Source organism: Pseudomonas spirodelae (genome assembly GCF_034653255.1).
In the GTDB taxonomy this organism is placed as follows: Bacteria; Pseudomonadota; Gammaproteobacteria; order Pseudomonadales; family Pseudomonadaceae; genus Aquipseudomonas; species Aquipseudomonas spirodelae.
In genome coordinates this window covers 104,960-117,378 of record NZ_JAYEET010000048.1, presented here as the reverse complement: position 1 = coordinate 117,378, position 12,419 = coordinate 104,960, and the positions used below count along the sequence as shown (strand labels likewise).

Below are 12,419 nucleotides of genomic sequence, written 5' to 3'. Positions count from 1 at the left end.
AATATCTGATCCGAATAGAAAATCGTCGGATTGGCGTTCAGCCTCGCATCGCAACGACCCGCCGGGATAACAAGCCATAAATAAAAACGGCCTGCAAAGCAGGCCGTCGATGATGCGAAGTGTGCGCTTACTTGAGTACAGCCATTGCAGCTTCGTAGTTCGGCTCGTCAGCAATTTCAGCAACCAGCTCGCTGTGCAGCACTTTGTCGTTTTCATCCAGCACTACGACCGCACGGGCAGCAACGCCCACCAGTGGACCGCTGGCAATGGCCACGCCGTAGTCCTTGAGGAACTCAGCGCCGCGCATGGTCGACAGGTTGATCACGTTTTCCAGACCTTCAGCACCGCAGAAACGCGCCTGGGCGAACGGCAGGTCGGTGGAGATGCACAACACCACGGTGTTGGCCAGCTTGCTGGCATTGGCGTTGAACGTACGCACGGACGTGGCGCAGGTCGGGGTATCGACGCTTGGGAAAATATTCAGCACTTTGCGCTTACCGGCCAGACTGGCCAGGCTCACATCGCTCAGGTCGCCGGCGACCAGGCTGAAAGCGGGGGCTTGCTGGCCCACCTGTGGCAGTTGACCAGCGACTTCAACCGGGGAACCTTTAAGGGTGACTTGTGCCATTGGAACAATCCTTTTTCAGCGAAATTGGAGACGGTTAACAAGTAAGGGCGCGAACCCACCAAATGGCAAGCCCGCGCCCTCTTGAAGACGGGCAGGGAGAACTGACCAGAAAGTCAGACTACCCTGCTCAGTCATACGGCACATCAATTTTTAGCGAAATAATCCTTGGTCAGTTTGACCACGATCGGGCTCAGCAGTATCAGCGACAACAGGTTAGGAATCGCCATCAGGCCGTTGAGGGTATCGGCCACCAACCAGGCGAAATCCAGCTGGGCAATCGCACCGAACGGCACCGCCAGCACCCAGAGAATGCGAAACGGCATGATCGACTTGGTGCCAACCATGTATTCCCAGCACTTCTCGCCGAAGTAGCTCCAACCGAGAATGGTGGTAAAGGCAAACACCACCAGAGCAATGGTCAGAATGTAGCCACCGACGCCCGGCATGGCCGATTCAAAGGCCGCCGCCGAGAGTGCCGCACCGCTTTCACCGCTGGTCCATACACCGGAGGTGATGATCGCCAGACCGGTCATCGAGCAGATGATGATGGTGTCGATAAAGGTCCCGAGCATGCCGATCATCCCCGAACGCACCGGGCTGTTGGTGGTACCGGCCGCCTGCGCGATACCAGCAGTACCCAGGCCCGCTTCGTTGGAGAAGATACCGCGTGCCACACCGAAGCGAATCGCCGCCATAACTGCTGCACCGGCAAAACCACCGGTGGCAGCGGCTGGGCTAAAGGCATAGGTGAAGATCATTTCGAAGGCTGCTGGAATCTCAGAGGCGTTCACCACAAGCACCACGAACGCGGCAATGATGTAGGCCACGCACATAAACGGCACCAGGGTCGCAGCGACCTTACCGATGCGCTTGATACCGCCAAGGATCACCAGGCCAACAAAGACCATGGTGACCAAACCGGTGGCCCACAACGGTACGTTGAAGGTGGTTTGCAGGGCCGCGGCCATGCTGTTGACCTGCACCATGTTGCCGATACCGAAACCAGCAAAGCCGCCGAAAATGGCGAATGCCGTACCCAGCCACAGCCACTTTTTGCCCAGGCCGTTTTTGATCGCGTACATCGGCCCGCCAACGTGCTCGCCGCGCTTGTCCTTCTCACGGTAGTGCACCGCCAGTACCACTTCGCAGTACTTGGTGGCCATGCCGACCAATGCGGTGCACCACATCCAGAACAGTGCGCCCGGACCACCGAGGAAGATCGCGGTGGCCACACCGGCGATGTTACCGGTACCCACAGTGGCAGCCAGGCAGGTCATCAGCGCCTGGAAGGGGCTGATTTCGCCGCTTTCCTCATCGCCTTTCTTGCGGCCTTGCCACATCAGTTTGAAGCCAGCGCCGATCTTGCTCAGCGGCATAAATTTAAGGCGCAGCATGAGGAACAGGCCGGTGCCGAGAATCAGCACCAGCATGGGTGGCCCCCAGACCACGCCATTGAGTTGATTAACCAGGGTGTTGACGAATTCCATGCTCATTTCCTTATTGTTTTAGTGAACGCGAGGTGGGTACCCATCGCTTATCCGATTGCCGGGTAGGCAACGCTGTTAGGCAAACGCGAGCCGGGTTGGTGCGCGGGCAAACAGCGAATCGGGCTATACCAGTCAGCGCAACGGCTGCCCAGTGCTCAGCGGCAGCCAGTATAGGGAGACTGTGATAGTGATTTTCACCGTTTAGATTTCAACGCTCAGACGTTTTGAGCGCGGTGCGCAATTTAAACGCGAATTAACTGGCTTAATCCAGCGTTTGTCCGCACAAACAGCGGCTAAAAATCCCGTCGATAGAATAAATCCAGGGAACTGGCAAGGCCGCTGGCAGCCTCGAGATAGAGCTTGCGGCTCAGTTCATAGCGCAAGGCAATGGTGTTAGCCGGCTCAAACACCCCCACGCCATAGCGCAGGCTCAGGCGCTCAGACAAGTTACCGCTGGCGACCACACTGGTGGTCACCCCGGAACCCTCGGTATCCAGCTGGAAATCGCTGATCCCCAAACCTTGCGCCAGGTTGTTGATCAGCGGCGCGCTGCCGGCCATGCCAAGGGCCAGTGCGGCCTGGGCGAGCATATTGTTGTCACCACCGCCCTGCCCCAGCGGACGACCCATGACCAAATAGGACAGCGCCTGCTCCTGGCTCATCGCCGGCTCGGAAAACACCACAGTGGTCGGTTGCGCGGCATTACCGCTGAGGCGCAGACCCGCGGTGACATCATCAACCTGGCGGATGGCCTCAATATCGAGAAACGGCTGGTCGATGGGGCCGGCGAACAGCAAGCGCGCGCGGCGCACATTCAGGCGCTGACCATAGGCGCGGAAACGTCCTTTATTCAGGCTCAACTCACCGCGCGTGTCCAGGTCATTGCTGATGTGCACACGGCCTTTCAGCTCGGCATTCAAGCCAAAACCACTGAAGGTCAGGCGTTCCTGACCAACCTCGACATCAATGTCCATGGCAATCGCCGTGGGCTGCTGCTGCGCACGGTCACGCCCCAGCACATGCGCATCGCTGGAAATCTGCACGGTTGAGGGCGGCAGCTCGCGGATCTCAATCTTGCCGCTGGGAATCAGCACCTTGCCCGCCACCGACAACTGCTCATCGCGCAAGCTCAAACGCAAGTCTGGCTCAACCTCCAGCGCCGCATAAGGTTCCACCGCCACCGGCAGCCGGCTACCCCGCAATTGCATGTCTGCGGTTAAACCAGCGGCCCAGTTCAGCTCGCCGTTAAGGCTGCCCTGGCCCTGTTCGCTACTGCGCCAATCACCGTCCAGCAGTAATCGTTCGCCCTCAATACGGGCCTGGAGTTGTAGCTGTTCGATGTTCATGGGCAATTCGCCGCCAGCGATTTCGCCATTGCTGACGCGCAGGTTGCCGTTGATCTGCGGCGCTAAAAGCCCACCCGACAGCGTGCCCGCACCATTGAGCTGCCCGGCGATACGCTCAACCATCGGCACAAAGGGCCGAACCAGTGCCAGGTCCAGGCCGTTGAGACGGAAACTGCCAGACAGCGGTTTGCTCGCCGGACGCGGATCAAGCGTGGCGTCCAGGGCCAGCTCGCCAATAGCTGGGCCACGCAACAGCAGTGAACTGTCGATGCGTTGCGGACGAATTTGGGTATTCAGGCGCAGGCTGTCATAGGCGAACTCCAGCCACTGTTGCTGATCGCGGACACGCCAGATGCCGCTGCCAGCATCCAGCTGCAGGCGACCATTCGGGCCGCTGGCTGGCAGTTCAAGCTGCAGTTGACCATTGAGTTGCCCTTGCCAGGTGAAATCCTTGGGTAACCACGGCGCCAGGCTATCCATCGGCAAATTACTGAGCTGAACGCTTAACTTAGGCTCCGGCAACAGGCGCTGCTCACCGCCGCACAGGCTGGCGTTGCCCGAACGCCAGCAATGCGCGCCGAGGCTAAGCTGGCCGCTGGCCAGGCGCACCAGTGAAGCCGGCTGTTGCAGGCGCCAGTCCTGACCACCACTTTGCACCTGGCCGCGACTGAGACTGCCGCGCCAGTTGCCTTTATCCAGTTTGCCAGCCAACGCCAGCTGGCTTTGCACTAAGGGGCCTTGCAGTTGCAACTCAAGGCTTTGCTGGTGCTGATCGCCATTGGCTGTGACATCGAGGCGGCCCAGATCAGTCTCGCCAAGCTGGATGCCCAGGGCCTGCAGGGTTAACTGGCCGCGCTGGACACGGTTCAGGCGCGCATCGAGGCTGAGCTGTTGCAGACGCTGGTCGGCATAGGCCAAACGCTGACCTTGCAGCTGCAATTGGCCTTGAGGCGCTTGCAGGTTGCCGGCCAGGTCCAGCTGGCCGCTGAGCTGGCCCTGCAAACCAGGCCAGAGTTGCCCCAGGCGCGGCATCGCCAACAACAATTGGCCGCTTAGCTGCTCCTGCAAGGCCGCTTTACCGCTGATACGGTTATCACCCAGGCGCACGTCCAACGCACTCAGCTCGCCCTGCTGCAAACCGCCGGCAAATTTTGCCAGCAACGTGGCCGGCTGCCCGCGCAGGCGCCCCTTGAGGTCGATATCGGCGCTGAGTGTGGGCTGCCCATCAAGCAGGCTCCCGGAGCTGTTCACAGGGCCGGCCAGGTTGCCCGGCAGCTCGGCCAGCCAATAGGCCGGGTCAAGCTCGCTCAACAGCAAACGTACATCCCAGCTCAGTTGCTCGGCAAAACCCAGGCTGACCTGACCTTCGGCGCGGCCCTGCCCGGCCTGCAGGCGCAGCTCGGGCAGGTACAGATGCTGCAGATCTCCACTCAGCGGGCTTTGCAGGCTAAACGCGCCTGCTGGGCCATCCAACTCGGCGGCGAAATGCCCCAGATAATTGCCAGCCTGATAGGCCAACTCACCTTTTAACGTACGCAGCGCCACGGGCGGCGCCTCGCTCAGTGGGTAAAGGCGCTGCCAGGGGAAGTTCTGCCATGTGAAGCGGCTGTCCAGGCTCAGGCCCTGCTGCCAGTTCAGCTCGCCGCTGAGCTCTACCTGCTGCTCAGGGCTGGCAGTCAGGCTGAGGTTACTGACATCCGCACCGTCAGCCTTGACCACACCCGCCAGCGCCAAAGCCACAGGCCCTTCGACGGCCGGCAAACTGGCACTGCCGATAACCTGATAACCCGCCTGCAAATCGCCCTGGGCCGTCAACTCAAGCTGCTCAAGAGTCAGGCTGTCCGGCAGTTCAGCGCTGGCCTTAAAGGCTGCGACCTGCAAGCGCAGTTGCGCAGGCAGGTCTTCTACCAAAGGCTGCAGCCAGCCGCTTAATTCGCCCTGCAGGTAACCGCTGCTGCTCGCCCTTAGTTGCAGCCGCTCACGTAACTCGCCGCTGAGCTCAAGCGTTACAGGCCAGGCTTGCTGCTCAGGCGCCGGTAATTGCAGTTGCCCGCTGAGCTGCAAGGGCCAGTTACCCGTGGTGTGCACCTGCCCTTGCAGAGCCAGGTCGAGGTCAGCGGCGTGCAGGCTGAGGTTATCGAGCTGGATACCTTGCGCCGTCCAGCGTGCAGCCAACTGCAAGGCCCGTAGCTGTTCGACGCCGTTGAGCTGCAGGCTGTAGATCTGCACATCACCCAGTTGCAACGCCAGGGGCAGGCTCAGGTCTGGCAGACTGAATGGCTCGTTGCTGGCCTGCTCATCTGCTGGTAACTCCAAGGTGATCGGCCCGCTGTGCAGCTGTCCGATGCACAGCGTCAGGCGCAGCAAGCAGGCAGGCGACCAGGCCAGGCTCGGCGAGATCAGCTGCGCGCTGTTTTGCCCCTGCTGCCAGCGCAAGTTTGCCGCGCTCCAGCGCCCGGCCAAGCGGCCGTTAAAGCCCTCGACCTGTAAGCCCGGCACCTGCTCCAGTAACCAGCGGCTGCCGCCCTGCGTACCCAGCAGCAGGCTCAGGCCGCTGCACACAACAAGCAGCCCCCCGAGTAAGCCGTAAAGGCCATAGCGCAGCCGGCGCGTCACAGTTCCGGGCCCATGGAAAAGTGCAGGCGGATGCCGCCCTGATCATCCAGCGGGTGCGCCAAGTCGAGACGCAACGGACCGAGTGGCGAGACCCAACGCACGCCAACGCCCACAGCGCTTTTCAGCGACGGGAGCTGTAACGAATCGAAGGTATTACCCTGGTCGACAAAACTCGCCAAGCGCCAGCGCTCGGTCAGGCTGTATTGGTATTCCACGCTGCTGGTAAACAGATAGCGGCCGCCCACCTTGTCCCCTTGGCTATTTTCCGGTGACAGGCTCTGGTAGTCATAACCGCGCACGCTCTGGTCACCACCGGCGAAGAAACGCAGCGACGGTGGCACCCGAGCAAAGCCATTGGACTCCGTACCGCCCACTTGCACCCGGCCCAGCAAGCGGTGACGTTTGAATACGGTGGTCAGCCCTTTGAGCTGAACATTGCCGTGCAGCACATTGGCGTCGGACAGCAACCCTTTAGCAGCCCCAGCCAGATCCAGCTGCAGGCGGTAACCGTGATTGGGGTCGATCTGATTGTCACTCTGCAGGTAGGAGTAGCTGATGCCGGGCATTAACAGTGTGCTGGTACCGGCGTCGTCACCCAGATCGTATTGTTCGTGCCGCCACATAAGCGACACCACCCGCTGCCAACCGCTATCGAGTTTGCTGTGCCATTCCGGGCCGAAGGTCAACAGGCGGCTGCTGCTGTCGGTATCGGCTAAATCTTCTGCCTGATAGCCACCGGCCACGCGCAATTTATCGGTCAGCGGTGGGTCCAGCGGTATGTCGTACCACAGACCGACATTCTGCCGCGGGGCCGACAGTTCGAACTCCGCGCCATAACTGTGCCCCTGCGGGTTGGCCCAGTGCCGGGTCCAGTTACCTTTGCCGCGCGGGCCGACATCAGTGGAAAACCCCACACCCAGCCCCATGCTGCGGGGTTTACGCACCTGCAGCTGAACCTCGACCGGAATCTGCTCGGCCGCCGCGCTGCTCGGGTTGGCATCCACCTGCACCGACTCAAAATAACCACTGGAGCGCAGCGCCTGATACAACTTGGCAATCAGCGCAGAGTCATAGGGGCAATTAGCCGGGAACGGCACCATGCGTTGCAACAGTTTCTCATCGAAGGGCGCGTCACCAAGAAAACGCACGGCACCGAGCTGGTAGCGCGGGCCACTGTCATAGACCAGCTCGATATCGGCAACCCCGGCATCCGGGTCGATGGTCAGACGTTGTTGAGTGAAACGCCCGGCAAAAAAACCATAGCGTGAGGCTTGGTTCTGGATGTCCCGCTTGGCCGCATCGTAACGCCCATGATTAAGCTGCGCGCCGCTGCGCAGTTGCGGGTCATCGGGGGTGCGGAAGGCACGCAACTGCGCCGCAGGGCCATCAACACGCACCACCACGTCACGCAGCAACACCGGCGCACCAGGCTGAACCCGCACGGTCAGCCGCGGCGTGGCACCGTCGCTGACCTCTGTGGTGATCTGCGTCTGGTAGTAGCCCAAGGCCTGGGCGGCTTTTTCCGCCTGGCCCTCGGCCACCCGACGATAACGCTGCAGGGCCTCGGCATGACGCTCACCGAGGCTACCGATATAGCCTTCAATATTGCTTTTCAGCGCACTATTGGCCGGTTCAACGCGCACGCGCAGCTGTGCTTCGGCCAGGGCCGTAGCACTCAGCAAGAGAAGGAAAAACCCAGCAAAGAAGTTAGAAAAAACAGCCATGGAGGCGATGCTAGCACGAGCCAGAGGCCGATTTAGAGCATCTGGCTGCGCTTTAGTGGCGCGGCACGGCATCTTTGCACCGTGCCGGCATACCCTCAAGCACTGGCTTTGACGGCCAATTGTGGGCTCGGGTGGAAGAACACGTGCTCAATGACTGGGCCAATGGCAACTTCACCGACCTCTTCATAGCCCTGGCGCTTGTAGAAATCCAGGTAGTGGCCATTGCCAGTGTCGAGGACCACCCCCTGTGAACTGGCATCTTCAGCGCACCAGTTGTGCAGCGCCTCGAGCAGTTGCTCACCAAGGTGCTTGCCCTGGTATTGCGGGTGAACCCCCAGCAACGGCAGCACGTGATACGGGCCGGGCGGCAGGCAGGCAATCACCGCGTCATGGTATTCAAGGTAGCGCTTGGTGCAACGAAACCCGGCCGTCAGCAGCATGCGCATGCGCCAGCCCCAACTCTCGGTAATGTCCATACGCCGCTGCGGCGGTGCGATCAGCGCCATGCCAATCAGTCGGTCGTCGATCAGCAGGCCGATGGCCGGCAGCTCTTCGGCAAAATGTTGCTGCACCAACTCGCGCACCGTGGCGCGCACACGCTGATCATAACCAGGGCGCTCGGCTTCAAACAGGTAAGCGAACGTGGGGTCATGGCGGTAGGCGTGATAAAGCAGCGAGCGCGCTTCACGGGCATAGCCACTATCGAGCATGCGAACTTCGGCGAGACTGTTGGGCATCTGCTTGACCTCTGCTGTTCTTAGTGTGTTCGGCCTGCAGCCACGTTAGCACCGTGCATCAGCCACCGCCACAGGCTGGCCGCTGGCGCGCGCAATGGGCTAGCATCGCGTTTTTTCCAGAACGCCACCCAGGACAGTCGCCCGTGAAGATCGTCTCTTTCAATATCAACGGCCTGCGTGCCCGCCCACATCAACTGGCCGCGCTGATCGACAAGCACCAGCCAGATGTCATTGGCCTGCAGGAAACCAAGGTGGCGGATGAGCAGTTCCCAGAAGCCGAGATCCGTAAGCTGGGTTACCACGTGCACTACCACGGCCAGAAAGGCCATTACGGCGTTGCCCTGCTGTCGCGCCAGGCGCCGCTGAGCCTGCACAAAGGCTTTCCCGGTGATCCCGAAGACGCCCAACGACGCTTCATCTATGGCACCTTTGCCGACGCCCAGGGCAACCCGGTCACGGTGATGAATGGCTACTTCCCGCAGGGTGAAAGCCGTAACCACCCAACCAAATTCCCGGCTAAGCAGCGCTTCTATGCGGATTTGCAGAACTTGCTGGTGAGCCAGTTCAATCCGCAGCAAGCCCTGGTGGTGATGGGCGATATCAATATCTCGCCAGAAGACTGCGACATCGGCATCGGTGAGCCAAACCGTCTGCGCTGGCTGAAAAGCGGCAAGTGCAGCTTCCTCCCGGAAGAGCGTGAATGGCTAGCCACCTTGAAGAACTGGGGCCTGGTGGATAGCTTCCGTCATCTCAACCCGGCGGTGAATGACCGTTTCAGCTGGTTCGATTACCGCAGCCGCGGCTTTGAGGACGAGCCCAAGCGCGGCCTGCGTATCGACGTGATTCTCGCCTCAACGGGTTTGCAGGGGCGAATTAAGGATGCCGGTGTCGACTACGACCTGCGCGGCATGGAGAAACCCTCGGATCACGCTCCAATCTGGCTCGAATTGAGCGAATAAACCCGGCGCTAGAGCGCTCATATCGAAAAGTGACTGTCATATTGCAGTCACGTATTTGTCTTATCGTCGCGGCACTTTCACTCACCCATACAAGGTGTTTGTCGCATGCCGCGCACCCATTCCGCTTCTGATCGTGAAACCTGGATTCGCACCATCAGTTTCCTGTTACTCGGCTCAATCTGCTACGCCCTGCCCTGGTCGGTATTCGCCGCCCTGCCCATTGCCGCTGATAACAACAGCGTGTTGCGCATTCAGGGTTCCAACACCATTGGCGCCAAGCTCGGCCCGGCGCTGGTCAAAGGCCTGTTTGAAGAGCAAGGGTTAAGCGCCATTCGCATTGAAGCCGGCGCGGCGGAGAATGAGCAGCGCATCACTGGCACACATCCCGATGGCCGTAGCATCAGCATTGAGGTCGCAGCCCATGGCTCGGGCACCGGCTTCACTGCATTGGCCGATGGAAGTGCTGAGCTGGCGGCCTCATCACGGCCCATCAAGGACAGCGAAGCCACCAGCCTGCTTGCCCTTGGCGACCTTAAAAGCGCCGGTGCTGAACAGATCATCGCGCTCGATGGCCTGGCCATCATCCTGCACCCGGGCAACCCGCTGTCCGCGTTAAACACCTTGCAGCTGGCACAGATTTTTGCAGGTGAAATCACCAACTGGGCGCAGTTCGGTGCACCCGCAGGCGAAATCAATATTTATGCGCGCGATGACAAATCCGGCACCTATGACACCTTTAAAGAGCTGGTGCTGAGCGCCAATGGCAAAGCCTTGGCCAGTAACGCCAAGCGTTTTGAATCCAGCGAGAAACTCTCCGATGCGGTCAGCCAAGACCGTAACGGTATCGGCTTTATCGGCCTGCCTTATATTCGCCAGGCCAAGGCCCTGGCCATCGCGGCCGGCGACTCGCAACCCATGCTGCCCAGCCTGACCTTGATTGCCACCGAGGATTACCCGCTGTCGCGCCGGCTGTTTCTGTATAACCAGCCCGCGCTTAACAACCCCTGGGCCCGTGCCTTGGTGCAGTTTGCCCATAGCCCGCGCGGCCAGGCGATTGTCGAGCAGAGTGGGTTTATCGCGCAGACCGTACAGGCGGTGAACATCCCCGCGCATGCGCATATGCCCGCCAGCTATCTGGACCTGGCGCAAAACGCCCAACGCCTATCGGTGAATTTTCGCTTTCAGGAAGGCAGCGCCAGCCTGGACAACAAGGCACGGCGCGATCTGAACCGGCTACTGGCTTACCTGCAGGCGCAAAACAAGCTCAAGGGCAACGTGGTACTGGTGGGTTTCGGTGACGCCAAAGCTGACCCGGCCCGCGCCGAGTTGCTGTCAAAGTTACGCGCCATGGCGGTACGCCGTGAGCTAAGCAAAGGCGGAGTCGTATTCCGCGACATCATCGGCCTCGGTGATGAGCTGCCAGTGGCCGCCAACAGCGTGGACGAAGGCCGAATAAAGAATCGCCGGGTAGAAGTCTGGGTCTACTGAGAGCTAGCTGACTGGTTTAGGCCAGCGTAAACCCACAACGCACAAGGCCCGCAATTGCGGGCCTTGTGCTGTGTTGCTGAAGCGCCTTAACGGCTGGCTTTCATCACATCCTTGGACACGTACTTACCGATCTCAAACTTGCCAATGGCCGCACGGTGCACTTCGTCCGGGCCGTCGGCCAGGCGCAGGGTGCGCTGCATGGCGTACCAGTAAGCCAGTGGGAAGTCATTAGACACCCCAGCACCGCCGTGCATCTGGATCGCGCGGTCGATCACCTTAAGCGCGACGTTGGGCGCCACCACCTTGATCTGGGCGATTTCACTGGCGGCAATCTTGTTGCCCACGGTGTCCATCATGTACGCCGCGTTCAGCGTCAACAGGCGGGCCATGTTGATCTCCATGCGCGAGTCGGCGATGTGATCGATATTGCCACCCAAACGCGCCAGCGGTTTGCCGAAGGCAGTACGGCTGATCGAGCGCTCACACATCAGTTTCAGCGCGCGCTCGGCCATGCCAATGGAGCGCATGCAGTGGTGAATGCGGCCCGGGCCAAGGCGACCCTGGGCGATCTCGAAACCGCGCCCCTCACCGAGCAGAACGTTCTCATAAGGCACGCGGACGTTTTCGAACAACACTTCAGCGTGGCCGTGCGGTGCATCGTCATAGCCGAATACTGGCAGCGGGCGCAGCACTTTCACCCCCGGCGCATCCATGGGCACCAGAATCATCGAGTGCTGCGCATGGCGCGGGCCATCCGGGTTGGTCAGGCCCATAAAGATCATGATTTTGCAGCGCGGATCGCACGCACCGGATGTCCACCACTTGCGGCCGTTGATCACCCACTCATCGCCCTGGCGCACCGCACTGGCTTGCATATTGGTGGCATCGGATGAGGCCACGCCCGGCTCGGTCATGGCGAAAGCCGAACGGATGGTGCCGTCCAGCAGCGGCTTGAGCCACTGCTCCTTCTGCGCTTCATTGGCGTAGCGCACCAAAACTTCCATATTGCCGGTGTCCGGCGCGGCGCAGTTGAACGGCTCAGGACCAATCAACGAACTACCCATGATCTCGGCCAGGGGCGCATATTCGGTATTGGTCAGCCCTGCACCCAGCTCAGAGTCCGGTAGAAACAGGTTCCACAACCCTTCGGCTTTGGCTTTGGCCTTGAGCTCTTCCATGATCGCGGTGGGCTGCCAGCGGTCGCCTTGATTGACCTGCTGCTCAAACACGGCTTCTGCTGGATAGACATGGCTCTCCATAAACGCGGTGACGCGTTCACGCAGTTGCTGAACCTTTGGGGAGTAGGCGAAATCCATGATGGCTACCTTCTGACGCTGATTTTTAGGGAATGAGGTGAGGTGGAAATGATGCTAGAGCAGGGATTAAGATTTATCTAATCTATTCTCAGCGTGTATAAACATTCATCACCGATAT

Annotated in this window: 8 protein-coding genes; 2 read left to right on the top strand and 6 right to left on the bottom strand. The window is 60.3% G+C overall.

Annotated elements, in window-relative coordinates:
• Window positions 1-127: 127 nt before the first annotated feature.
• The 5 genes from tpx to SOP97_RS16220 all read right to left on the bottom strand — a co-directional run bounded on the left by tpx (window position 128) and on the right by SOP97_RS16220 (window position 8,538).
• Entirely contained in the window at window positions 128-628 is a 501-nt protein-coding gene (gene tpx, locus SOP97_RS16240; protein WP_274086593.1) for a thiol peroxidase, read from the bottom strand.
• Window positions 629-771: 143 nt separating this feature from the next.
• Window positions 772-2,115, bottom strand: a complete 1,344-nt coding sequence (locus tag SOP97_RS16235) for an alanine/glycine:cation symporter family protein (protein ID WP_274086594.1) — start codon at window positions 2,113-2,115, stop codon at window positions 772-774.
• A gap of 293 nt (window positions 2,116-2,408) precedes the next feature.
• Complete coding sequence (locus tag SOP97_RS16230; protein WP_322950144.1) at window positions 2,409-6,077, bottom strand: translocation/assembly module TamB domain-containing protein; 3,669 nt, start codon at window positions 6,075-6,077, stop codon at window positions 2,409-2,411.
• Window positions 6,074-7,801: an autotransporter assembly complex protein TamA gene (locus tag SOP97_RS16225; protein WP_322950143.1), complete on the bottom strand. Its 1,728-nt coding sequence runs from the start codon at window positions 7,799-7,801 to the stop codon at window positions 6,074-6,076. The genes SOP97_RS16230 and SOP97_RS16225 overlap by 4 nt, the downstream gene beginning before the upstream one ends.
• 95 nt (window positions 7,802-7,896) lie before the next feature.
• Window positions 7,897-8,538, bottom strand: a complete 642-nt coding sequence (locus tag SOP97_RS16220; protein WP_274086597.1) for a GNAT family N-acetyltransferase — start codon at window positions 8,536-8,538, stop codon at window positions 7,897-7,899.
• Between the two features lie 143 nt (window positions 8,539-8,681).
• Between SOP97_RS16220 and xthA the strand changes: the two genes are divergently transcribed.
• The gene (gene xthA, locus SOP97_RS16215; protein ID WP_274086598.1) at window positions 8,682-9,497 is read left to right on the top strand and encodes an exodeoxyribonuclease III; all 816 of its coding nucleotides are present in this window, start codon (window positions 8,682-8,684) and stop codon (window positions 9,495-9,497) included.
• A 105-nt stretch (window positions 9,498-9,602) separates the two neighbouring features.
• Window positions 9,603-10,985, top strand: coding sequence for a phosphate ABC transporter substrate-binding/OmpA family protein (locus SOP97_RS16210; RefSeq protein ID WP_274086599.1), 1,383 nt, complete (start codon window positions 9,603-9,605; stop codon window positions 10,983-10,985).
• A gap of 86 nt (window positions 10,986-11,071) precedes the next feature.
• Here the strand turns inward: SOP97_RS16210 and SOP97_RS16205 are convergent, their stop codons facing one another.
• On the bottom strand, window positions 11,072-12,301 hold the full coding sequence (locus SOP97_RS16205) for an acyl-CoA dehydrogenase (RefSeq protein WP_274086600.1): 1,230 nt from the start codon (window positions 12,299-12,301) through the stop codon (window positions 11,072-11,074).
• Between the last annotated feature and the right edge of the window lie 118 nt (window positions 12,302-12,419).

Excerpts from the sequence above, each read along its gene's own strand:
- tpx (WP_274086593.1), bottom strand. The coding sequence starts at position 628 with ATGGCACAAGTCACCCTTAAAGGTTCCCCGGTTGAAGTCGCTGGTCAA.
- SOP97_RS16235 (WP_274086594.1), bottom strand. The coding sequence starts at position 2,115 with ATGGAATTCGTCAACACCCTGGTTAATCAACTCAATGGCGTGGTCTGG.
- SOP97_RS16225 (WP_322950143.1), bottom strand. The coding sequence starts at position 7,801 with ATGGCTGTTTTTTCTAACTTCTTTGCTGGGTTTTTCCTTCTCTTGCTG.
- SOP97_RS16220 (WP_274086597.1), bottom strand. The coding sequence starts at position 8,538 with ATGCCCAACAGTCTCGCCGAAGTTCGCATGCTCGATAGTGGCTATGCC.
- SOP97_RS16210 (WP_274086599.1), top strand. The coding sequence starts at position 9,603 with ATGCCGCGCACCCATTCCGCTTCTGATCGTGAAACCTGGATTCGCACC.
- SOP97_RS16205 (WP_274086600.1), bottom strand. The coding sequence starts at position 12,301 with ATGGATTTCGCCTACTCCCCAAAGGTTCAGCAACTGCGTGAACGCGTC.